Below are 24,500 nucleotides of genomic sequence, written 5' to 3'. Positions count from 1 at the left end.
ATCGTTGAGAAGAAGCCTTAATTCAACCCGAAGCACTACTCGGCGCCGGGCACGCGGCGGGGGTTCCTAATTCGCTTAATCGCCACTTGGTTGTTACTCACGCGCGACGGCCGCACGAAATACATACCTTGCTCGCCAAGCGGCATCTTCAGTCTGCCTCGAAAAACGAGCCCGCTTTTGGTCACAATCGCGGCTTCAAACAATCCGCGCTCGTCCACGGGCATGACGATCGCCTCGCTACTAAAATCAGCCAAATCGAATTCGAGCCCGCGCGCATACACCTTCATCGGCTCGTTGGTAGCGTTGAAGAAAAGCGCTAAGTTTTTTTTGCCGGCATTTTCGGTATGATCAAACGAAGAAATCTTGTAAGTCTCCTCAGTCTGCGAGACCAACAGCATATAGTGCCGACCTTCGCGGGCACCGTTGGATCCAGGCCAAACCGCGAAGGGTTCGTAGCCGGGGCCTTCGGCTCTCTGCACTTGCCGATATAGTGCCAATGGTTTTGGCCCATTGTAGCGGTAAAGCTGCGTGAAGTTGTTATTCGTCACGAAAACAGGCTTATAGTCACCGTCACTGAAATAATACGCGTCGCGAATCGAGTCGTTGAGCGAGATAATCTGGAAGTTGAACTGGCGCAAATCTTCCGGATCTGGTGATTGCGCACGCGCTCCATTCAGAAAAAGGGCACCAAGCAGACTGAGGGTGAGGATCAGTGATTTCATTATTTATATGGTTCTCAGCGACTGCGGTTAAATCTCATCGCGACTTAGCCATCTAAAAGAGACGATTTCAAATCGACGGCCAAATCTCTGGTTGAGGGTGATCAGATCTGCTGGTAAATCGATTGAGTCGTTGCCTGATGTTTCATCGGAGTCGATGTATTCAGGCAATCGCTGCACGATCGCTTCACACCAGACTTCGGCATCCACCTCCCCAGTGACGCTGTTGAGCGATTCACCTTTGGCGCGAATGGTAAAGGTATCGCCCCGCACGGAAAGAAAGGGGCCGAGTGGGCCGAGCATATCCGTCTGCTTGAGCCATGCGGGCGAGAAAGGAAAGAGGCCATTATTGATATCAGTCTCGTCGATCGCAGCCTGAAGTGCTCCGCGCTCGCCGTGCGCGCCCGCCTCCAACTGGCGGTTAATGAAGTGTGACAAGCTAATAAAAGGGCCGCGCGCTTTGACCTGCTCGACAACCTTTTGCGCCAGCTCCAAAATATCCGCTTCATCTAAGGTCTGAAAGCCCTTCCATTCATCATCCTCCGCACCCTCGGGCTCCGGCTTATTCAAATAGACATGATCGACTGGAGCTCCATCAATCTCAATCTCCTGCATGCCGCCCAGAAACATTTCCCACGCCTTCACCGATGTGGAATTCACATTGAATGCACCTTCGACATACAGCTTCTTTGCCATGGTGTCGTAAGCCAACACTTCGCCAGTCGCTACGGAACGATTCGGCAGAAAGCGCATACGCGGATTGGCAAAGAACGCATCATCCTCGTCGTAGGTCGAAAGGAAATAGCCATCCCAAAGCGCGCGATTGGTCAGATAAGCCACATCCACCAGCATATCTGACTCTTCACTGGAAACACCACTCGATCCATAGTCCACACCGTCCAAGCTGTTGGGAGTGCTCCAGGAAACGGAGGTTTGCGTAGAAGCAACATTTTCAAAATAGCGCGTATTATCCGACATGCCGTAGGGCTTGAGTGAGTTACCGACCACATAAGCGGGCTCATGCGGTTGAATCGATAAGTTGAGATGCCGAAAATCACCCAGCGAAACGGGCGCCTGCCGTGGGACATGAAACAGAGGCGCCTCCGTTGAATCGACGTTCGAGCTGCCCCAGCTTCCTAAATTAAGAATTTCATCGGCATTTTCCCATACATCATACTGCATGGTCGCCATCGCAAAGGCGGCTGGAGTCGAGCCGACATTACCATTCGCTTGATTCAAAAGCGGTGCCCTCGGATTACAGTTCCCTAGAAAATCTTCGGGATCGTTCGTAAAGATTAAATCGTCTGCTGAAGGGAGACGCAGGTGAAAGGCGGCCAACTCAACCTCGGCACTGATATCCTCACCCGGGATGGAGGTGGACTTCAAAGAGTAAACCAATTGGTTGGCGGCACCCGCCACATAGAAACTGCCCGCCTGTATGGGTTGCATTCGATTCGAACCAGATTCTTTCTTCACGAAGAAGAATCGCGGCCGATTCAGGATTGCGTTGCCGCCACTATCGAGCTCCGTGGGCCCAACGATGACTTCGGTCTGCAATACATCGTAATCGGCCAACTGATAGACAGGATCCTGCGCTGCACTCCCCCCGAGCCAGACACGATCCAAATTATAAACTGACCCGCTACCCAGGTTTTTAGGCCGAACCTGAGCTGCCACATAGTTGGACTTCCAGTCGTCATTCGAGTCGATAAGAAACATCGAGTCGGGACGATTGGTCTTACTCGTATCCAAAACAAGATACCGCACTTCACCGGGTGCCATCGGCTGCACGGCTTTCATTTTAAACTGAATTTTATCAATCGAGGTGGTAGCAACATTACTATACATCATCGATGAAGAGGTGCGGTTAGTTGCGCTGACCTCGTCTGAATAGAGAACCGAGTCCGCACCGATTAGTTCAAAGTTAAACAAGGCATTAATACCGTAAAATAGAATTTCCAAGTCGCCATCAAAGTCGAGTGTCGTATCGTAGGGATTCGTGAATTCCACATAAGGATGCGTGCGAAGCTCGAGCTCCCCATCCGCGCTAAACCCTAGGGTAAAGAATAAGGCAAACTCGGTCAGAATAGGATACATTTGACTGGAGACGGGTGTCTCCTCTTTGGGAATCTGCTTATTATTGGAAAGACTACTGCTCAACAATTGAGATTTGTAATACTGCAAATCCTGGTTCTGGTATTCTTGGAAAGTGCGATACCCACGCTCGAGATAGTGGAAGGCGTCGGCCCCGGTCTTCTGGTAGCTTTCCAGTATCAGGCGAAGCGTCGGAATCTTGTCCTCTCCCCTTACATCGTAGTTATCTTGCAGATTATAAAAGTCTGCGAAGATCTGCCATGCCGGCCCCCTCAGTTGATTCTGCGTCACAGTCCCTCCAGTCCACGGATTCACAACTGACTGATTTTCCAACACGTAAAGGAAGCCAGCCGTATCCGCTAGATCGCCCTCATCGATCTGAAACTCTGATGGCAGCTCGAGACGATTCACCCGCATCCGATCCGGAAGCTGTGTATCAGTCTTATCATCCAATGCAGAAGCAACGTCGAACGCGACACTGAGATCCTTGCGCAACCCGCCGCGCTGGGTATTCGTTAATAGTCGGTCACTCCGAGTGGTTGCGTCATGGAAGAAGTCCTGAGGCGCCTGCGCACCAATGATAGCCGCGTCCGCGAGGCTCAGCACACGCTCCGAACGGTCCATATCATACGCATCACCGAAGGCGAGATTGCCGCCCTGAGACGTTGCTAGGCTCTGCTGAAGCAACAGCTGCTGAGCTGCATCCAACTCCGATGAAAGATCGCCGCCCAGATTGACAGTCGCCTTCTGGCTATTGTCCCCCACCCAATAAGCATAACGAGACTCCACCTGACCACCCGCACCGAGCACCTCGACCAGAGGTGCCTTGACCGTGATCGCCTCAGCCACTCCAGACTCTGATTCAACCGTCTTCTCGCTGACGAGTGTCTCGTAGGTCACATCGGCGTCCTCCGGCGAGACGGTCGCGGGATCTCCGCTGACCAGCCACCCCATAGAACCTGCGAAGCGCTCACTCAGCGTCAGAGCGTCATAGGTAGACTCATCCCCCAACTCCTCATAGCCCTCGACGTTCCAAACACCGAGCCATTGACTTTGCTGAACGTCGACCGGCGCAGCGGCTCCTCCCGAAGCGGTCTCTGTAAATAGGTTCGCATTCGCCGTGATACGCTGATCTGGCCCAGCCAGCTTCTGTAAATTGCCAAGCGCTTGGTAAACGCCCAACAGCGCGTTGTTTTCTGCTTCGAGCCGGGTCAGGCCTTGAGTCGCCACCTTCGTCTCCACTTGAACGAACACGGAGATACTCAACAACAACAGCAACACGAAAGCCATCAGCGACAGCGCGATCACGAGCGCGAACCCGGAATTGCGCTCTCTACCGCGTGATTGAACTAAAATTGGGGCGTAATTATTCATCGGTCGAATGGTTAAATAAATTAAACTGTTTAACAACACCGCAACTGCAAGTAAAATATTATGACAAATATTCGCAAACAACCATCAAAGACACAGAGCTGGGCATACCGCCGACCCTTCGCGCCCTTCTTGAATCCCATCAACGACTTCTGCCGCACATCAAGTTTTACGATTCAGAAAAAATAAAAAGGGAGCAGGATACTCCCACTGCCCGACGAATCGCTATCATGGAGAGCAACGGGAACATCCTGCTCCCATTTGCGAAACCTGTATCATACCACCTCTGAAGTATTTTGCGAATTTTAGCTCTAAAACTAGACCCAGAAGGACCACGCGGAGGCTGATCTTTACCCACATTTTTATGTCTTCTAGTTGTCGCGATGAACGCGGCTCTTTGAGCTCCTCCCCAGCGAAGGGGAGGTGGCCCCGCCTGTGGTTCGACAAGCTCACCACCCTGAGCCCGTCGAAGGGCGGGGTCGGAGGGGTTTCGGCGGGGTAGTTCAACCTAAAAAGATGAGTTTAACCGTTAATAAACGTTAATGCACGTTAATCAGAGGTTCTAAATACATACTGCTTAAATACTTGAGTAACGTCTCTAACTATGAATGGAGTGTTAGCTCATTCGCCATTTTGGCAGTGGGCTGGATTGACGTTAATTAACGTCCATTAACGGTTTAAGAATCAGAGCCCATGCCAACTGCCGTATCTAGGTTCAAAGAATCTACTCATGTTGCGCGAAACCCTTCACTCCTACGCCAAGGCTACGGCGGCGCATGCCGTCTCGGCAGACCGAGACACCTTCCCTTCGCAGGGAAGGAGCTTTTTACCACTCACTCCACACATACTCAACTTATGGGTAAAGCTCAGGCTCCGCCTCGTCCGGGCATCGCCAGCGAATCGACAATGCCATGGGCGCACGATTCATTAGAAATGCTATAACGAGCAAGGAAGATACGCCTCACGATCAGACGACTAAAAAACCCTACAAGCGCAGCCTTGCGGCCTCCACCTCTGGAGCGATGCAAACAAGGATAAGTTTAAATTATTTGAAAAACTGTTTGACAATAAGGGCGAAACTCTCATAAAAGCATCATTCAACAGACCCTGAATCAAAAAAAAACCTCCATCAAAGAAAACATTATGAATCATACCCAAAAATTCCTTGCAGCTGCTGCAATCACTTTCATCGGCGCTTCGGCCGCATCAGCGCAGACCATCGTCGCCGCCTGGGACGGCGGCCAAGGCAACAACGCGGCCGGCGACACAAGCGTTATTACAAGTGCTTTAGTCGATTCCAGCCTCGGAACTAAGGGCGTCTCCTCTCACGCATGGTCGGGCAAATCGTCAACCGATGGCACCTGGGGCACCGTAGGCACCCCCGCAGCGCCAGACAACTCATTAGGCTGGCAGGTCAAAGATGGAGAGTCTCAAACCTTCATCATAGAAAACACCTCTGGGGCCGATCTGACATTAGCTTCCTTCCATTTCGACTACGCAGATGTATTCGATGCAATGACTGTCAGCCTCTACTACGATAGCGGCGACCTTACAGAGTCAGACAACACACTCTTAGGCTCCGTAACGACTTCAACAACCATAGGAAATGGCAATAACGATTGGGAGGATGCAAATATCTCATTCGCAGCGACCTTGACCGACTTCGTTCTAGCTAACGCTGATTCAGCAACATTTCGCATCGACATCTCCGTAGCAGGCACTGGCGCCTCTGGCCTCGACAACATCGCGATCAGCATCGTTCCTGAACCATCGAGCTATGCACTCATCTCCGGCTGCTTCCTCATGGGCTTCGTAGCACTACGCCGCCGCTCACGCAGCTAAGCTCAGCGTTAAACCACAAGGACATTCATTTTTTATATACAATAGGGGTATATATTAGGGTAAAGCCTTGCGCCATCAAACAGCGCAAGGCTGTTATAGGGTAGGTCCTGCGTCGGAAACGGCGCAGGACTTTTTCGTTGGAGCAGTCAATGACTCGGGAAGTCGCATTGAGGATTCGATCGAGCCAGTTGCCTTCCAGACTGACCGCAATTTGGGCGACTGGCATGGATCGTCGGTTATTCGTGCTTATACCATTCCTGAAATAGTGTGCGTATTTTAGATTTGAGACTAGGCCAACGCGGACCACGCGGAGGTGGTCCCTCCCTAATTTTAGAATGCTCCCTCCGGGAGGGACGAGCTCCGCCTCGTCCGAGCATCGTCAGCTCATTACCAATGCAAATAGCGCAATGCTTATCAGAATCGGCATCATGCCCTTGGACGCGAAGCCGGTGCAAACTCCCCCACTGCTGCTGGCGCTCACAAGCGAGCACACCACGAATCGAAGCATCGACGATTTCAGTATCTTTACTACGATTCCGACAAGAAAACTGTTTGACTATAAATGATATAATTAGACATAGTTGCAAGTCTCCCATCGCTGCCAACCCACAACCCAAAAACACCATGGACACTCTCCACAAATTCCTTGCCACTGCTGCGATGCTCTCAATCGCTGCGTCCGCCTCAGCTGCCGAATTGCTCGTCGGATGGGACGGTGGCCAAGGATTCAATGCACCTCCTCCCTCCTTTCAAAATTCCGACTTGGTCGAGGCCACGATCGGCGCTAAAAATGTTTCCTCTTTCAATTGGTCGTCAGCAGCGTCCAACGATGGCACCTATGGAAGCATCGGCACCCCCGCTGCCCCCAACAACTCACTCAGCTGGCAGGTAAAAGACGGAAACTCTCAAACATTCACCATTACCAACATTTCTGGCGCAGATTTGCCACTAGGTTCCATCCATTTCGACTACGGCTGGGTCTTCCAAGAAATGACGATCAAGCTCTACTACGACAGCGGAGATCTGGACGCCAAGAAAAACACATTTCTAAGCAGCGTTACTACAAGCACCGACTACGGCAGCGGCAACAACGACTGGGAAGATGCCGACATACCTATCGGCACCGTATTGACCGACACGATTCTGGCCAACAACGAATCGGCGACCTTTCGCTTCGACTTCATCGCAGCAGGCACCGCCGCCGCGGGAATCGATAACGTGGGGATCACCGTAGATATCCCGGAGCCCGCGAGCGTTTGCCTAGTCACCGGGTTAGTGATGATGGGTGCGATTGCCCGTCGCCGCAAACGTAGCTAAGCGGAACGCTTCCGTTTAAATTGCGGCAGCTCAATTGGCTCCTGATACATTGGCCTCTTAAATTCCATGCAACGACTCCCTCTTCTCCTCCTATCTCTCTTAACCGCTTCGCTCTGGGCGCAACCGCAGCACATTCTCTTCACTTACATGGGGGACCCCTCCACCACGCTGACGGCGAACTGGCAGTCCGCCCCTGGAAAGTCTTCACCTGTGGTTTATTATGATACGGTGTCCAGAGGAGGAAACCACCAGGCTTACAGCTACCAGTCGGAAGGTCAGACCCTCAGTATTCCGGATTTAGAGGACCGCGCGATCTACCGAGTCAACCTTCAGGATCTCGAACCGGCCACGACCTATTTTCTGACCGTCGGCAACGCGGAGTTCGGTTTCTCGCCTGAAATCAAGGTCAAAACGATTCCTCAGGATGACACCGCCCTGCGTTTTGTCACTGGGGGCGACATGGGCACCTCTGAAGATGTTCGCACACTGCTCAGACACTCCGCCACGTTTGACCCTAATTTTGCAGTCATCGGCGGAGATATCGCCTACGCGAACGGCCTGACAGAATCGGTCGACAAATGGGATACTTGGCTAAGCTATTACACCGAAGAAATGATCACCTCCGAGGGCCATACCATCCCGCTGGTGCTAGCAATCGGCAACCACGAGGTCAGAGGCGGCTTCAACAAAACCAAAGCGGAGGTTCCGTTTTATTTCACCCTGTTCGGCCAGGAAGAGGAGCGCAGTTATTTTACCCGCCAATTCGGAAAAAACCTCGTCTTCTTCGTATTGGACACCAGTCATGTGGCCTCACATGAGTCGCAGGTGGAATGGCTTGAAAAAGCATTCACCACCTATCAAGACATTCGCTACACAGCGGCGGTTTATCATGTCCCACTCTACCCCAGCCATCGCGACTTCACGAACCGCTATTCGGAGTTGGGTCGCAAGCACTGGGGACCCATTTTTGACAGACACCAGTTGACAGTCGCCTTCGAAAACCACGACCACACCTATAAACGCAGTCATCTACTGAAACACGATGAAGTGACCGAAGATGGCCAAGGCACCCTGTATCTGGGAGACGGGTGCTGGGGGCGGAACACGCGGGCAGTCAGCTACCACCCTCGCGAGTATTTAAAGCAATCAGGGGCGATTAAGCATTTTTGGGTGGCGGACTGCAGCTCCGAAAAAATGGTTTACCGCGCCGTGGATCTCGACAATCAGGTGTTCGACGTTTACCCGGAAACCGAACCAGAAGCTCAAGTCGCACAAGAGATCTTCGATGCGAAAGAGCAGAACTATATCCTACCCGATGGCGTCGTCAGTTTGCATAAAACACACACCGAAAATGACCGATGGATCGGCGGCGAGGTCACGATCACAGTCAAGAACCCCTTCTCCACACCACTCGACATTCAGCTTAAGGCTAAATTTGCAGACAACAAAATCACTGGCGGCAGCGGTCTGCCGCACAGTTTCAAACAAATCGCCCCTGGCGCGGAGGAGCAACTACTGACCTCTTTCCACTTGCGACCCGAAGCGGACGCCCACACCATAGACATCGTCATCGGCGCAGAAACTCGCGACCCTGAAAGCGATCGCGTCCTACGCTTTTGGAAAACAGATTACCTCTGGCTCACCAAGCCTACTGAATAATACCTATCAAATATTATTTCCTAACATTAAATGCCATGAATGCCTACCGAACGGCCCTGCTAATCACCTCACTCGCATTCGCACACTCGTCAATCACAGCAGAAGCAGCGACGATTTTCGAATCCCCGGTAGAGCCGGCCGAGGAACTTTGGTCTAAATACCACGGATTCAGATGGGCAAGTCAAACCACAAGCGGTTTAGCCCCCTCAGAAGGCGCTTCATACATTTTCGCATCCACTAAGAACCATAACCAACGTGGCTTCTACGCCGAAGGATTTAACGACATCACCTACAAACCGGGCATTTACAGGATTACCTTTATGCTAGCGGTTTCCAACGAATTCAATTTCTCACGCCGCTTGCCAGTGGCGGCAGGGTTCACTGCGAACTTACATGAATGCGAATCCGTGCCCAAAAGTGGAGACCTTTACCTAGCCAAGGTGCTGGACCCCTCTGTTGATCACGCTCATCTCATTCCAGACTTGTTAGAGCCGGGGGTCTGGGAACAAGCAATCTATGAGATTCGTATTCCGGAGAACTCTCCGTTAATCGGTCAGAAGATTGGATTTATGGCTAAGTTTTACACCGGCGAAAAAGGGCATAAAACTGGTTTCGCATTCGACCAATTTAAGTTAGAATTCATACAGGAATAGAATGATCGACGGCTAAGCTATAGGGAAAAGGACTGCTTGGTTTTGAGATGGATCGGATACTGCGCATTCTGGGACTCCAACTGCTGCTTCATTACAGACAGCATCTGGCTCACTTTTTCCGGATACTGCTGACTCAGATCATTTGCTTCACCCACGTCATCCTTGAGGTTAAACAGTTCCGCCTGTGCGGTCTGGTAGCGATACACAAGCTTCCAATCCCCTTCTCGATACACCGTCCCTGCCAGCTGCTTTTTTCGATCGTGGGGAAAATGCACTAACAGCGATTGCCGCCCGCTGCTTTCAGACGGATTGCTCAAAGTGGCGCCAAGGTCATAGCCATCCATGATGACATCTTCCGGTAACGACACGCCCGCACGTGCGAGAATCGTGGGAACAAGATCCACAATATGAACCAGATGATGGTTTACGGAATCTTGAGGAATCGGTAATTGTTGCTGTAGAGGGTTCTGAGGATTGGGCTTCGCCCAAGCCACCATCAGCGGAACGCGGATGCCGCCTTCATACAAGCTGCCTTTACGCTCTCTTAGAGGTGCCTGCCCCATGGGATTCTCTCCACCGTTGTCGGACATGAAGAAAATCAGGGTCTCCTCGGCAATCTCCAAGTCTTCGAGTTTTTGAATGATGTCACCAAGCGATTTATCCATCCCCTCGATCAGAGTGGCGTAGGCACGCGCGCTTCCATTCATCGATGAATCATTCTTGTAGTGGCTTGCGAAACGCGGATCCGAATTCCAAGGACTGTGGAGGGCATAATGCGCCATATATCCATAGAAACGCTTCCCCTGCTGAACACTCTGTTCCAATGCAGCATTGAACTCGAGGGTCAGCGCTTCCGTCAGGAAGGTCTCACTGCCATGATATTTTTCCAGACCAGGCACCGCGCGATCCGTCCCTTTACCATAAGGGTGCTCACCATTTGCGTAATAGGATCCGGGGAGGCCGATTGCTGAACCTCCTATATTGACCTCGAACCCAACGGCTAGAGGATCTGCCGCCCAACTCTTCATACTGCCAAAATGAGCCTTCCCACAAAGGATCGTTCGGTATCCAGCGTCGGAGAGTCGATCGGGCAACGTCTTACCTCTCTCGGCCTCGTCCACACCTTGCCTGCGCCAATGCTCAGGAGACACCGGCCAGCCTGTTTCCTGCCCATTAGGTTTCACCCAATTGGTCACCTCATGCCGCGCCGCCGACTTGCCGGTCAACAAGGTCACTCGACTGGGCGAACAAACGGGTTGCGCATACGCGTCCGTAAATAGCATCCCCTGCGTGGCGAACACTTCCATGTTTGGTGTGCGGTAACGCAGGTTCGCTGGCGTCTTCACCGGCTTGCCCTCTTCATAGAGAAAGGGCAGTGACGTATCCTGCCAGCCCATGTCATCCACGAGAAAAACAATGATGTTCGGCTGTTCCGCCGTCGCGGCTTCGCCAACCGTTGACAAACTAGGAGTCAACATGACCGACAGAACTAATAATAGTGTTTTAGAGTATTTCATATAAAGGTTACTTTTAGCTTAAGAATTACGTATATAATTGATTGCTTCATTCAAAGAGTCACGGCTCCAGCACGGGCACAACAAATCCCTGCGCATCGAGACCGATCGAACCGAGTAATAGCGTGCGAGTCGCGGCTTCCTCCGCAGTTTCCGATAGCACCTGCATGGCGCGATCCGGGTCCACTGAGTATAGCTGCGCGAACGCGGCTTGCAGCGATTCCATCCTGAGTTCCGGATCTTCCACCTGCTGAGAAATGGTAAAAGCAGTTTCCGGCTGGTGCACCAGCAGAATGCTACTAGAGGCAGACCAAGCACGATCCCGCAGGGCGACGGACGGTAACGATGTAATTTCGCGCGCTAATTCAGGAGAAACACGATACGCGCCCGCGGCACTGTTCTGGCTCTCGTTGTAGACCGCTTTGGAGATCATGACCTGAACCAAGCGAGAACGTAATTCTCCCTCCGTCTGTTCCAGAGCAAAGCTGATCGCATCATCGTAAGCGCTTTCCGAAACAACCGAGAGGGCAGCGCTCAGCGCCCGTTGCTTACGCTGGGGATCCTGCAAGGAGTTTGCCCATGCCAAAGCCTCCACTGGGCTTTCCTTGGCCATGTGATAACTAATCGACGCAGACAAAACCGACTTAAACCGACTATCCGAAAGTTCATCATAAATCGCAACTGCTTCGGAAGGAGATTGCTCTGCGTATCGAGTGACGATCGATTCATAAGTCATTTTGACCAGGGGACTATCTGGCAACTGATACACCCACTCGAACGCGGCATAGACATCCTGTTGCGGCCAATAATGCGCTAGAAACATGTAGCCGTCGCTCAAGTGGGAGCCCTCCGGGACTTCGGCCAGAAGCGCGGCCGCTCGTGCAGCATCCTCCTCCGCCATGGGAATAAAGACACCTTCAAAGACCCGCGCAAAGTCGGCACCCTCTTTCTGCTCAACGATATAATCCCAAGCGTCCCAAGGGGACTCCTTGGCCCATTCGTCAATCAGATCAATATCATCTTTCCCCTCCTCATTTAGCTGATCGATCCTTTCTCTAAAACCAAGCACAGCGGCTTCGTCCGTGACGTCGTCATGCATGGAAACTGGTCTCTGCTCGTTTGCAGGTGGAAGCGAAGTGCTCAACTCGGCGTCATCGACGCTTTCCTGCGCGGATGATTTCGGAGCAGGGTTTGCCTCCTTGCGAGGCGCTGCAATACAAAGCCAAATAATGATTAGCAAGCAGAGCACACAGGCAGCGACGAGGATCGCATTCAGGGGTATTTTCTTCATAAGAGTGTGATTCAGGGGCGTTTAGGTATGACCATCTCGACCAGCACTGGCCCACTGGCGGACCTCAGCTGATCTTTCATTGAGTCACTTAACGTTGATTCGTTTAGCATGTGATTCGCGAGGTCGGGGTCGAGTTCACTAAGACTTCGAAAGGCGGTCAATAAGAGACCCTCACGTGAGTCCGACGCTTCTGCGCGTTCTACCAAAGCGAAAGCAACCTGCGGGTGCGTAGCGATCAAAAGCTGTGCAGCCTCGAACCGCGCCCTGCCTCTAAGAGGCGCTTCAGAAATCTGCTCGATCGAGGACTCAGCCAACTGCAGTAAGCGACTACTGGACTGCGTCCTCAGGCGCTGACTTTGAATCTCGTGAGCAAAGACTGTCGATAAGAGATCGAGCCGATCCTGCTCCACACTCAGAGCTAACACATGCCCCATCGCGTCTTCATAAGAGGCCTCGCAAACTGCGAGTAGCACCGAGCGTTGAGCATGGCCGCGCAAAGAAGCATCTTCCAACGCCGAGGCCCAGGCCAATGCTGCATCGGAATCGACCTGCACCCACTGCCTTGATATCGAAGTCACCAGACTGTCCCTTAGAAAACCACTTTGCAGCTCAGGTATCATTTGAGCGGCCTGTAAAGGGCGCTGCCGCACAAGCTCGTGCATGATTATGGGATAGGCAGTCTCAAACACGCTCGCATCCGCATCCTCACTCAGCCAATTCAAGGCTGCCCCAATGTCTTGCTCGGCTCTGATCGCGAGCGCTTTACTTGAGAGTCCGTCGAAACTGACCACATCAGCACGCCCCTCGCCGCCGTCTAAAACCGGCGCCTCCGAGAACTCAGGTAAGGCCGGCAAATGATCCTCCGAGCCTGCAATCGGATCGGCCAGACGATGCAAGCGCGGCAATTCAGCCAGGTCCCGAGTCTCCTTCGACCGAATCCATAGCGCTAGAAAGGCGCAGGAAACGAGGCCTGTAGAGAGTAATAACAACCGAATCATCAAGCATGCCATTCGTTAAAAATTAATAAAGTATCCAACAATATGAAAAACTGTTTGATTTTAAGGATTTAAAGTATCTAACTCGATTTAATGGAATCAAGCTTTAACTCCAGATTCGTGATACCCCGCAATTAGTCACAAATCAGGAACGAAGATTGTCTACTTTACGTCATTTGAGTCAGTCAAATGACGATCACTACAGGATGCTTTTACGAACACACCTCTAATAGTTCAGGTGTAAAATCATCCACACCCCAAACCCCCAATAGTATGATAAAAGGCATAAAACGCTTTTCAATCACGAGGAGCCATAAACTCTTCTGCACCCTAACCCTCACTACCCTACTCAGCTTACCGTGCCATGCCATTGGCCTCGCCTCTGCGAGTAGTTCGAACGGCACTAAAACCCCAGACAAAGCACTGAACGGCCTCACAGGCTGGGGCAACCAATGGCTTTCGGCCGCGATCCCCACCGCAAGCTCGACGGAGTATTGGCAAGTCGATTTAGGAAGTAGCCAGAGCATTGACCAAATTGAATTTGGAACCGTCCATTCGAGGTTACTTTTCTATACCGTCGAAACATCCGATAACGGCACCACATGGACGACGGTCGCGGACCGCACGCTTGCAGGCGTATTGTGCGGATCGACAGATATGTTATCCGAATCGCTTAATACAACGGCTCAATTCATCCGCATCACTTTCGATAGATCTGAGACCTTAGGCGGGGCGGCTGACCGAGCAGATATCGAAGAATTTGCGCTCACAGCAGGAACGGTTGCTGAAGAAAACCTGCCTGCAGTCTCTGCCGATCTAAAGTTCCCGATGTATTTTGGAGGTGAGTTCGAAGGCCTGGCTTCCTTGGCAGGCGAACTGGAACCCCTGTCGAAGTCTGAAATCACCGCCATCCTCGAAGGTATTCGAGACAACTTTGACTGCACGATCGCGCGCGTCTGCATCGTGACCGAACAGTCACCCAACGAAGTCACCTTCAACGATTTTTCCTGCTACTGGAAAGACGGAAGAAAAACAAACTGGATTCGGAACGAGCTGGTGCGCCTCGGCTTCAAATTACATGCAAGCCCACTAGGAACTCCTGGGCCAAGATATCCGGTTTGGTTAACTCCTGGCACCCTATATCAAGACAACTGGGCCGATTGGATCGGCAGCTATGTGACGAAGGCTTGGCCAAAACACGTTAGCCCATTTAACGAGAGCGGCGGAGGAGATGACTTTATGATTAATGTCACAAACGCATTAAGGAATAACTACTCTTCAAATCGTAATTATGTTGGGCCAGACATTAACACGCTGATGGGCACCTACAACAAGATCAGCAAGAACTCTACAGTGGAAGCGGTCTTCGATACCTACGGTGCTCATGACAAGAAGAACACGATCACTTATGCAGCAGAGTGGCAGGCATTTCAGGATCTATCTCCCAAAGAAGTTTGGGCGACTGAGTCCGGCAAAGGCCCAACGACAGGAGCGATCGACTCCATCCAACAAGCGGCCGACGGAAACGCCGATGTCATCACGCTCTATAAGACCTTCCCCGCTTTTATTGATGGCACAGGAGAGCTCACAGATCTCGGCGAAATGGCTTTAGACGCGATGGGATACTAAAATAGTCCACCGACTAAAGAAGCGACGCCCTCATCGCATTAGCAATGACATCATTGTTTCGAAAGACCGGGCTGGCGAAAGAGACATTCGTCAGCCATTGGGCACCTGTGTCATTCGATTGGCCAACGTTGATGCCGATGTTCCGCTCAAAAGTATTAAAGCCCAAACTTTATCTACCCACCCCACTCGAAAAAAACAGAAGACGATGAAAACGAAATCCCCCCAAAAAACCTTACCTCCTATGAAGTCGCCAATATATTGCTCTATAATATTTTTCACTTTAATTAGTGTGCTTTTTGCAAAAGAACGCCCGAAAAACTTTATACTTAAAGGTGAAGGTGGTTGGTCTTACCTCCACATTACAAATGGTGTTGACCCTGGAGAGGCAGACGCGGATTTCCATACAACTTGGTATAAGCCCCTAGAAGGCTCATACAATGGTCCTTCGTTTAATCATAACTACACTTCCCCCTTTCAGTATGGAGACGTAGGTGGGTTTGAAGTGGAATGGAGAACTACCTTAGAGCAGCCTCCTGAAGACGATAGATATACTTCTTATTTCTATAAAGTATTTGAATCAGACGCGGAGTATTCAGAATTCGATTTATCTGTGCTGGTTGACGATGGAGCGTTTGTCTACCTGAATGGTGTTCTGATTGCCAGAGACGGCACCAGTGGTGAGGACACATATTATAAACTCGCAGATACAGCTGGTAGCGAAAACAGTTATGATAAGCTCGAAATTATCGGAAATCCTGTGATTTTAGCTGGCCAAAACGTCCTTGCCGTATCGGTGCACCAAGTAAATGCCGACAATGATGACATCGGATTAGATGTGGCTCTCGCGAGCGTAGTGGAAGAAGAAGAACCTGACACGAATGTCTATACTACATTTACAACAGATGGGGAGTCTGGGTGGTATATGTTAAGCCCGATTCAAAGTGGAGATGGATACGACCCTAAGGACAGTGATCCAGACTTTGATACAACGTGGCATAACCAAAGTATTGGTTCATACTCAGGCGTTGCTTATAATGGACCTAGCTTCTCCTCAGGCCATGCTAGCCCCTTTGCATATGGTGGTCTGGTATTCGATACAGATACTAATACAACCATTCCTGAACCTAGTTCAGAGACAAGGTATTCTGCGTATTTCATTAAAGAAATCGATGGTGGAGCTAATGGGTATGATAGTATTGACCTAATAATGAAGGCTAATGATGCCGCATACATTTACATCAACGGAGAACATGTAACAACGGTGGGGAAACTCCCTGAAGATGCTTCTGAAGACGAGTGGGGGCTGCAAGCGCAGTCTCAAGGAACGCTCAAGAGCTTCACTTATAAAATTTTAAAAGAAGATGGCATACTGAAACCTGGCCCCAATCTCCTAGCGGTTTCCCTACACAACGAAAAGACTAGATCTGATGACTTAGGCTTTAGTCTCACCTTAGTAGAAAGTCCATATAGAGTTCCAGAGGTCACGAGAGGCCCCTATTTACAATCTCCATCACATCAACAAATGATAGTGCAGTGGCGCACAACAGATCCTGGCACCAGCAAAGTGCGCTATGGTTCATCCCCCACTAATCTAAATAAATCCGTCACTATCAATGGCTCAAACTACGATCACATTGTAACAATCACAGGCCTGCAACCTGAGACGAAGTATTATTATAAAGTAGAGAGTGATACTCGTGAGGGAGTGCTGTCTAAAGGAGGTGAAGAGGCTTACTCCTTCACAACATATCCGGCTCCAGGGACTAGGAAGAAGACCCGCTTATGGGTTTTAGGAGACTCTGGAACAGATAATTATGAAAAGCACGCTGTCTATGAAGCCTACCAAAAGCGCTATGGGAATGAGCAAACTGATGGGATTCTTATGTTAGGCGATAATGCGTATAGTTACGGGACGGATGAAGAGTTCCAAGTAGCAGTGTTTGATAGCTACACTGATATCCTTCACGATACGCCTTTATGGTCTTGTTTTGGTAACCATGATAACATTACACAAAATGGTGAACCATATTTCACGATTCACTCCTTTCCAAAGAATGGTGAATGTGGCGGAATTGCATCTGGCTCAGAAAATTACTATTCTTTTGATGTAGGAAATATTCATGTCGTTGCTTTGGACTCACAGAACTACCACGGAGCTGAGCCTGGAGATGGTGGGATGATTGACTGGCTAGAGCTAGACCTCCAAGCCACCGACAAGGATTGGATTATAGCGATGTTTCACCATGGAGCTTACACCAAGGGTTCTCATGATTCCGATTCGGAAGAACGGCACTACAATATGAGAAAATACGCGACTCCTCTCTTAGAACGCTATGGAGTAGACTTGGTTCTCGCTGGCCATAGTCACAACTATGAGCGCTCTATGTTTATTAACGGGCATCACGGTGATATGAGCGATGACAGATCACCCAGTGAGGATTTTAACAATTCACACAAGGTCAACGATGGCAATGGCAGTGATTTAGGTTCTATCAATGCAGATGGAAATTACATTGAAGATGGGGGAGACGGAATCTACACAAAGCCTTTAGCTACTGGTGAGGCTGGCACTGTATACACCATCGTTGGGGCATCAGGGAAAATTGCTGATTGGGATAATGGCTCGGACGCGATGGTTAATCCTGAACCTCACCCTGTCCATATAGTGAACCTTAGACTTCAGGGAGGCTTAGTCATCGAGGTCGAAGATAATACCTTAAAAGCTCAATACTTAGATTATTATAATCAAGTCCGTGATGATTACACGATTCTCAAAGGAAGCATGTTTGAAGTTACAAGCACAGATTCAGAATTTCATGAATATGGCACAGATAACAAAGCGACATTCACTGTCACCAGAACGGGGTTAACCGACGTTGCTGAAGAAGTCGCCATTCAACTGGATGGGTCTGCATCTTTGGGCGCGGATTATAACTCGAACCAGACAGCTACACTATCATTCCCAGAAAACGTTACGCAAAACACATTTCAAGTGACATCTAAAACAGATGACCTTTCAGAGGGCACAGAATTGGTTACAGTTACCCTTCAGCCGAACAAGGTTCAGGTAGATGATGGTTCTGGGATGAGAAATACGTATCTCATTAGTGAGAGTGACTCCGCTACTGCCAGCCTATACGACAAGCCATCTCAAGATTGGTTGTATCGAAACCCTCCTAGTCAGCAAGGCTCTCCTGACGAGGTTTGGACGGCTGACACGGACAATGACGGTCTCACAAGTCTCGAAGAATTTGCGTTTGGAGGAGGTCAAGATACGAATGATCAAAGCATTGTGCCCTATATAACAATGGATTCAGAGAGCATGAAAATCAATTACCAGGTTGATACCACTGCAAGTGATGTAGACGTGGTCGTTCAGCAATCTCCTGACTTGGAAAATTGGTATGAGACTGGGGTCGAGTATTCACAATCTGTCGTGGTGGGCTCTAATGGGCTCGAGTTACGACAAGGTGCGACAAGTGTAGACGAAGACGAAGAAAAAAAATTCTTACGACTCAAAATTGATATAGTAGATGGAACGTCCACCAACTATTCTCCAACATTTTCTCAGCCACTCCTGGTAATTGAAGATGCGGAGGCGTCCAAAGGCTATTCAGGTTCGATCGTCAGCTATGCCGACGACGCGAATAACGATGCCTTGATTTTCACGAAGATTTCTGGCCCAGACTGGTTCGTCGTATCGTCGGATGGCTCCTATTCAGGGACACCGACATCGGCTGATGTTGGTCAGCACAGCGTCGTCATTGAAGTGAGCGACCAACGTGGGGGCACCGACACCATCACATTGGAGATTACGGTCGCTCCTGTGGTTGTGAGTCCTTCGGATAGTGACGTGGTCGCTTATTGGGACGGTGACCAAGGAGGAGCCGCAACAACGCCCGCTTGGCAGGACAGCAGTCTAGTCAGCGCAACACTCGGCACCAAGGGAGTCTCCTCACATAACTGGTCAGGCAAAGGATCGACCGATGCAAGCTTTGGAACCATCGACGCCCCCGCCGCTCCGGATAATGCGAAGGCATGGCAAGTCAAGAACGGCGAGCAACAGACCTTCTCGGTGGAGAATACTTCGGAGAACGATCTACAACTGAACTCCATCCATTTCGACTATGCCAATATCTTTAGCGATCTGACCATCGTGCTGAGCTACGATAGTGGCGATCTTACCGATGCTGACGGCACAATCCTGTCGACGACTGCGATGGGCGCCTCGTTGGGAGACACTAGCGATTGGAATGACGCCGACGTTGCCCTCGCACCACTACTGAGTGACACGGTTCTAGCACCTGGAGAGACTGCCGTCTTCAAGCTTGTTTTCACTGGCAGTGGCAGCAGTGCATCAGGCCTAGACAACTTGGCAGTGACTGCATCGCCAGTCGTCGACCTTGGAAATGTGGTCGCTTATTGGGACGGTGCCCAAGATGACCCCGCAACAACGCCCGCTTGGCAGGACAGCAGTCTAGTCAGCGCAACACTAGGCGCCAAGGGAGTCTCCTCGCATGACTGGTCAGGCAAAGGATCGGCCGATGCAAGCTTTGGAACCATCGACACCCCCGCCGCGCCGAATAATACGATGGCATGGCAAGTCAAGAACGGCCAGCAACAGACCTTCTCGGTGCAGAATACGTCGAGCAGTGATCTACAACTGAACTCCATCCACTTCGACTATGCCAATATCTTTAGCGATCTGACCATCGTGCTGAGCTACGATAGTGGCGACCTCACAGATGCCGACGGCACAATCCTGTCGACGACTGCGATGGGCGAAGACCAATTGGGAGCACTCAGCGATTGGAATGACGCCGACGTTGCCCTCGCACCACTACTGAGTGACACGGTTCTAGCACCTGGAGAAACAGCCGTCTTCAAGCTTGTTTTTACTGGCAGTGGCAGCAGTGCATCAGGCCTAGACAACTTGGCAGTGACTGCATCGCCGCTGTAGTATGACGTCTGAGAGACGGACAATCAGCGTGTTAGAGTCTGAGACTCTAACACGACTGATTCGTCCGGCTTAGACAACATCGCAATTATGGCGGCCCCCTATTGTCGTGGAAATGAATTATACAATAAGGACTGGGCCTTTGGATTTGATCGAAATCATCATGCAAGCAGAGGGTAATATCGATCCTGGAGGTTCACGTTCCAGCGACTTGCCAACTCAACGAGCTTGGCTGGCACCATGTAATTGAGCAAATTGTAACGTGGCGTCGTCGCTTGCGACGGCCAGACGTAAGGATGTCCTCAATTTGGCCTGCGCAAGCGCAGACGCCACAAATCCAGGGGCTTCAAAAACGATTATCACAACTTACACTAAATGATCCTGCATTTAGTTTCTGACGCCACCGGACTTTTTCAATTCAGCCAGCTTTTGAGCCATTGCTGCCGCTCTTTCTGGGTGAGCGGCGATGATATTATTCTGTTCGGACGGATCGGTTTTTAGATCGTATAGCTCAGCCCCATCCTTTTTCGCTCCCCAATCTTTTTTCTGGGGCTCAAGGTATTTCCAATCGCCTTGGCGCAAGGACAAACCAAACGCCTCTTTAATCGTATATTCAAGTCCGACCGGATCGTCACCAAGCAAGGCCGGCAGAATATTCCGGCTGTCACGCGCCTCGTCATCAGGCAGCTGCAACTCCAGTAGTTCGGCAAAGGATGCGAGTAAGTCAATCTGGTTGACCAGTGCCGAAGAAACCCCGGGCTCAATGCGTGCAGGCCAGCGAATGATAAACGGAACGCGGGTGCCACCTTCAAAGATACGATATTTACCGCCACGCCAAATACCTGAACCATCATGACCTCGGTCGACCTCTTTGCGCGAGGTGTGCACGGTGGTGCCATCCTTATACCCATCGTCATAAACGGGACCATTGTCGCTGGAGAAAATTACGATCGTGTTTTCAGTGAGACCGTTGTCTTCCAGTATCTGAAGAATCGCGCCGGTCGCCCAGTCAAACTCCACCATGGAGTCACCACGGTAGCCCAGGCTAGTCACACCTTGAAAGCGTGGATTCGGGGCACGAGGCACATGGATCGCTTGCGAGGAGAAATAGAGAAAGAATGGCTCGTCCTTGTGATCGGCGATAAAGATTTCCGCCTGCTTCACAAATTCGTCCGTCATCGTTTCGTCATCCCACAGCGCTGCCTTTCCTCCCGCCATATAGCCGATGCGACTAATGCCGTTGATGACAGAGTTGTTATGGCCACGCGTGTTGGGGTAGTAAGTCATCGCGGCGCGATTTGTCACACCATCCGGATACGTAGTGCTGCCTGGACGTTCCACCGCCTTCTTAGAGGTGCCGACATAGAGCGGATCTGCCGGATCGAGATTCACGACATGGTGACCTTCCAGATAGACACACGGAACGCGGTCGTTAGTGATGGGCAATAGGAACGAATGATCGAAGCCGATTTCCAGCGGCCCTGGCTTGACCTCGCCGTTCCAGTCAATGTCTACACCTTCGGTGCCCAATCCAAGGTGCCACTTGCCCACCACGCCAGTCGCGTAGCCCGCCTGCTGAAAAAGTTTCGGCAGAGTCAGAATATCGGTGGGTATCGACAGAGGTGCTTTGGGTGAAAGGATACGCACGCCATTGCGGAACCCGTGAATACCGGTGAGTAAAGAAAAGCGCGAGGGCGTGCAGGTCGCCGCCGCACAGTGCCCGTCAGTAAATCGCAATCCTTCCGCAGCCAACTGGTCAATGTGCGGCGTCGGAATCAGTTTGGAACCATAGACTCCCACGTCGCCATAGCCCACGTCGTCGCCGTAAATGATGACTACGTTTGGCTGTTGCGTCGCTGCCCCTAAAACACTGGTCGTCAATGACAGCGCTGCGAGTGCGAAGAATTGTTGATAGTTTCTCATGTTTATTGCTTCTCCGATTTAAGGGTAATCGATGCCGACTTTAAACCGTCAGATTCGACCTTCAAAACGATGTCCCCTGCATGACTCGCATCGGTCTTCACCACCACGAGTGCCAAGCCATTGAATAAGGGATAGTTCAAAGATTGAAAGGACTCCAAGTTTGTCGAATCACCGTTACCAACGGCGATGATCTCTCCCGAGCCTTCAATCGAAAGATCAAAACGGTTTTGCGTGCTAGGCACATAGCGCCCTTGAGCGTCCGCGAGTGAAACGGTGACAAAGGCCAGATCACGGCCATCAGCTCTTAGGATGGAACGATCCGCCTCAAGCTGGACAGCCGCAGGTTCGCCGACAGTTTGCTTAGAAGTCTCAGCCCATTTTTCACCATCTTTGTAGGCGACGACACTCAGTTCACCTGGCTGATAGATCACATCGTCCCAGCGTAGGCGGTATTCATATTCGCCCTTTTTCTTTCGGCCAAGTGATTTCCCATTGAGGAACAACTCTGCCTCATCACCTGAAGTGAACACGTGCACGGGAGTAATCTCCCCTTCCCGTCCTGGCCAAGTCCAATGCGGCAGCACATGCACCATCGGATAGTCCGGGCGCCAATGCGCTTGATAGATGTAATAACGGTTTTTTGGAAATCCGCAGAGATCGATGATTCCAAAATAAGAGCTACGTGACGGCGTCTTGTTACCCAGAGCAGCCATTTTCTGATTAAAGGCCTCACGTTCGGCTTTAGTGTGAAAGTTCAGCAAATTGGTTTTATCCTGATTGAACGGAGTCGGTTCGCCGAGATAATCAAAGCCCGTCCAGACAAACTCGCCCGAAATAGCTGGAAAGCGATCGAGGACTGCAAACTCAACGTCGGGAATGTAACCCCATGGAACGGCAGACAAGACGTAGTCACTGACCTGCAAGTTGGCAATGCCCTCCCCTTTATCATCGGATACTGGGAAGAAATACTGATCGCGTGAGCTGATGGCCGAAGCGGTTTCACTCCCATAGAGAGGAATCTCCGGATTCTTCTCCATAAACTTGATGTAATACTTCGCTTCTTCTTTGGCCTTATAATTGTAGCCAAAGACGCCGACCTCTTTCTGGACTCCATTAAACCCGGCCCACTGGTTATTACAGCCGATGGTGCTGGGACGGGTGGGATCTTCTTCTTTAACGACTTTCGTCATATTCCGCACGAGTGGAACGGCTCTATCCGCATAGCCCTGCTCTTTCACTTCGTTGCCAACACTCCACATAATGACGCTGGGAGCATTGCGATCACGCCGCACAAAATTCCGTAGCAGCTCCTCGTAATATTTGCGGAAATTATCGCCGCCGTAGTCGTTTTTGCCCTTCGGTTCGACCCAGTAGTCAAAGGCCTCATTCACAATCATCACACCCAGGCGATTGCAAATTTCAATCAACTCAGGTGCTGGCGGATTATGACTGGTGCGGATCGCATTGGAGCCCATCTCCTGTAAAATTTCCACCTGCCGTTCGATCGCGCGGTAATTAACCGCCGCTCCGAGTGGCCCGAGATCATGGTGCATACAGACACCCTTGATTTGAACTCTTTCGCCATTCAGGAAAAATCCTTTGTCTGCGATAAACTCAATCGTGCGAATGCCGAAGTCTGTAGTGTATTCATCGACGACATTTTCGCCGATCTTCACCTTGGTGATCACATGATACAGATGCGGATTCTCCAAATCCCAACGAGTTGGGGAATCAATAGTGGTTGCCCCTTCAACATCCAGTATTTCACCCGCTGCGAGTGTTTGTTTTGCGGAAGTCATTTTCGCGACGACCGCTGCGGGACTTTCTTTAGAAACGATTTGATGTTCGACGATGAAGGCCTGTGTGTGATCGCTCTGATTCGTCACTGCGGTTTTGATATTGATAGTCGCCGCCGCATCGCTGACCTCGGGCGTGGTCACAAACACACCATACTGCGCCACATGCAACGGAGCTGTTTTCACCAAATACACATTACGGTAGAGGCCTGCTCCCGGATACCAACGAGCGTCGTCATAGTCATTAAAGAGGCGCACCGCTAGGACGTTTTCACCGCCATAGTTCAACGCATCCGTCAAATCGACGCGGAATGCGAAATAACCGTAATGCTGGCCGCCAACGAGCTGACCATTCAGGTAAACCTTCGACCGGGACATGGCCGCATCAAAATCCAGAAAGATACGTTGCCCCTCGTGAGCCGCGTCGAGGTGAAAATGTTTACGATACCAGCCAACCCCTGCCCAGGGCATCTTGCCGGTGTTGCCCCTGAGATTAATCTCCGCAGGCCCTTCAATGCCATAGTCATGCGGCAAGCTCAGCGAGCGCCAATCAGAATCATTAAAATCAGTGGTCGATGCATCCGGCTCTTCACGATAGGCACCCGCAGGCAACTTACCGAACCGTTCAAACTTCCAGCCGTCGTTAAATTCAGTCCGATTCTTTTCTGCCGCGTTGAGCCCTGAAAGCAGCAGGATTTGAATACCCAGCAGACATCCGATTTTAATTTTTTTCATCATAG

13 protein-coding genes are annotated in these 24,500 nt (G+C 50.8%); 6 read left to right on the top strand and 7 right to left on the bottom strand.

From position 1 onward, the window contains the following. Nucleotides 1-35: 35 nt before the first annotated feature. Together GZZ87_RS18795 and GZZ87_RS18790 are read right to left on the bottom strand one after the other, a co-directional pair. Nucleotides 36-722 (bottom strand): hypothetical protein, encoded by a 687-nt coding sequence (locus GZZ87_RS18795; protein WP_162028198.1) that lies wholly within the window; start codon nt 720-722, stop codon nt 36-38. Between the two features lie 27 nt (nt 723-749). Next, on the bottom strand, nt 750-4,187 hold the full coding sequence (locus GZZ87_RS18790) for a hypothetical protein (RefSeq protein WP_162028197.1): 3,438 nt from the start codon (nt 4,185-4,187) through the stop codon (nt 750-752). A gap of 1,140 nt (nt 4,188-5,327) precedes the next feature. Between GZZ87_RS18790 and GZZ87_RS18785 the strand changes: the two genes are divergently transcribed. The 4 genes from GZZ87_RS18785 to GZZ87_RS18770 all read left to right on the top strand — a co-directional run bounded on the left by GZZ87_RS18785 (nt 5,328) and on the right by GZZ87_RS18770 (nt 9,655). Continuing rightward, the gene (locus GZZ87_RS18785) at nt 5,328-6,026 is read left to right on the top strand and encodes a PEP-CTERM sorting domain-containing protein (protein WP_162028196.1); all 699 of its coding nucleotides are present in this window, start codon (nt 5,328-5,330) and stop codon (nt 6,024-6,026) included. 624 nt (nt 6,027-6,650) lie between these two features. Next, the gene (locus GZZ87_RS18780; protein WP_162028195.1) at nt 6,651-7,343 is read left to right on the top strand and encodes a PEP-CTERM sorting domain-containing protein; all 693 of its coding nucleotides are present in this window, start codon (nt 6,651-6,653) and stop codon (nt 7,341-7,343) included. A 66-nt stretch (nt 7,344-7,409) separates the two neighbouring features. Beyond that, entirely contained in the window at nt 7,410-9,002 is a 1,593-nt protein-coding gene (locus tag GZZ87_RS18775) for a metallophosphoesterase family protein (protein WP_162028194.1), read from the top strand. A 35-nt stretch (nt 9,003-9,037) separates the two neighbouring features. Continuing rightward, nucleotides 9,038-9,655 carry a hypothetical protein gene (locus GZZ87_RS18770; protein ID WP_162028193.1) on the top strand — a complete coding sequence of 206 codons (618 nt, stop codon included), beginning with the start codon at nt 9,038-9,040 and terminating at the stop codon, nt 9,653-9,655. A 17-nt stretch (nt 9,656-9,672) separates the two neighbouring features. Here GZZ87_RS18770 and GZZ87_RS18765 read toward each other — a convergent pair whose 3' ends face one another. The 3 genes from GZZ87_RS18765 to GZZ87_RS18755 are packed head-to-tail and all read right to left on the bottom strand — an operon-like array spanning nt 9,673 to nt 13,458. Then, nucleotides 9,673-11,172 (bottom strand): sulfatase, encoded by a 1,500-nt coding sequence (locus GZZ87_RS18765; RefSeq protein WP_244647995.1) that lies wholly within the window; start codon nt 11,170-11,172, stop codon nt 9,673-9,675. 58 nt (nt 11,173-11,230) lie between these two features. Continuing rightward, entirely contained in the window at nt 11,231-12,460 is a 1,230-nt protein-coding gene (locus tag GZZ87_RS18760) for a hypothetical protein (protein WP_162028192.1), read from the bottom strand. 11 nt (nt 12,461-12,471) lie between these two features. Then, on the bottom strand, nt 12,472-13,458 hold the full coding sequence (locus tag GZZ87_RS18755; RefSeq protein WP_162028191.1) for a hypothetical protein: 987 nt from the start codon (nt 13,456-13,458) through the stop codon (nt 12,472-12,474). A gap of 270 nt (nt 13,459-13,728) precedes the next feature. On the opposite strand from GZZ87_RS18755, the gene GZZ87_RS18750 reads away from it, so the two are divergent. Next, nucleotides 13,729-15,084 carry a discoidin domain-containing protein gene (locus GZZ87_RS18750; protein WP_162028190.1) on the top strand — a complete coding sequence of 452 codons (1,356 nt, stop codon included), beginning with the start codon at nt 13,729-13,731 and terminating at the stop codon, nt 15,082-15,084. A gap of 289 nt (nt 15,085-15,373) precedes the next feature. Continuing rightward, nucleotides 15,374-20,044, top strand: coding sequence for a metallophosphoesterase (locus tag GZZ87_RS18745; protein ID WP_162028189.1), 4,671 nt, complete (start codon nt 15,374-15,376; stop codon nt 20,042-20,044). Between the two features lie 384 nt (nt 20,045-20,428). Here GZZ87_RS18745 and GZZ87_RS18740 read toward each other — a convergent pair whose 3' ends face one another. After that, nucleotides 20,429-21,964, bottom strand: coding sequence for an arylsulfatase (locus tag GZZ87_RS18740; protein WP_162028188.1), 1,536 nt, complete (start codon nt 21,962-21,964; stop codon nt 20,429-20,431). A gap of 2 nt (nt 21,965-21,966) precedes the next feature. After that, nucleotides 21,967-24,498: a beta-galactosidase GalB gene (gene galB / locus GZZ87_RS18735; RefSeq protein WP_244647994.1), complete on the bottom strand. Its 2,532-nt coding sequence runs from the start codon at nt 24,496-24,498 to the stop codon at nt 21,967-21,969. Nucleotides 24,499-24,500: the final 2 nt, after the last annotated feature.

Source organism: Lentimonas sp. CC4, assembly GCF_902728235.1.
Taxonomy (GTDB): domain Bacteria; phylum Verrucomicrobiota; class Verrucomicrobiia; order Opitutales; family Coraliomargaritaceae; genus Lentimonas.
Note: the sequence above shows the minus strand (reverse complement) of the source record. Positions and strands in the feature narration are given on the sequence as shown.

Bases quoted from the DNA above. Each gene is read 5' to 3' on its own strand.
- GZZ87_RS18785 (WP_162028196.1), top strand. From the start codon at position 5,328: ATGAATCATACCCAAAAATTCCTTGCAGCTGCTGCAATCACTTTCATC.
- GZZ87_RS18780 (WP_162028195.1), top strand. From the start codon at position 6,651: ATGGACACTCTCCACAAATTCCTTGCCACTGCTGCGATGCTCTCAATC.
- GZZ87_RS18795 (WP_162028198.1), bottom strand. From the start codon at position 722: ATGAAATCACTGATCCTCACCCTCAGTCTGCTTGGTGCCCTTTTTCTG.
- GZZ87_RS18765 (WP_244647995.1), bottom strand. From the start codon at position 11,172: ATGAAATACTCTAAAACACTATTATTAGTTCTGTCGGTCATGTTGACT.
- GZZ87_RS18755 (WP_162028191.1), bottom strand. From the start codon at position 13,458: ATGATTCGGTTGTTATTACTCTCTACAGGCCTCGTTTCCTGCGCCTTT.
- GZZ87_RS18790 (WP_162028197.1), bottom strand. From the start codon at position 4,187: ATGAATAATTACGCCCCAATTTTAGTTCAATCACGCGGTAGAGAGCGC.
- GZZ87_RS18740 (WP_162028188.1), bottom strand. From the start codon at position 21,964: ATGAGAAACTATCAACAATTCTTCGCACTCGCAGCGCTGTCATTGACG.
- galB (WP_244647994.1), bottom strand. From the start codon at position 24,498: ATGATGAAAAAAATTAAAATCGGATGTCTGCTGGGTATTCAAATCCTG.
- GZZ87_RS18750 (WP_162028190.1), top strand. From the start codon at position 13,729: ATGATAAAAGGCATAAAACGCTTTTCAATCACGAGGAGCCATAAACTC.
- GZZ87_RS18775 (WP_162028194.1), top strand. From the start codon at position 7,410: ATGCAACGACTCCCTCTTCTCCTCCTATCTCTCTTAACCGCTTCGCTC.
- GZZ87_RS18760 (WP_162028192.1), bottom strand. From the start codon at position 12,460: ATGAAGAAAATACCCCTGAATGCGATCCTCGTCGCTGCCTGTGTGCTC.
- GZZ87_RS18770 (WP_162028193.1), top strand. From the start codon at position 9,038: ATGAATGCCTACCGAACGGCCCTGCTAATCACCTCACTCGCATTCGCA.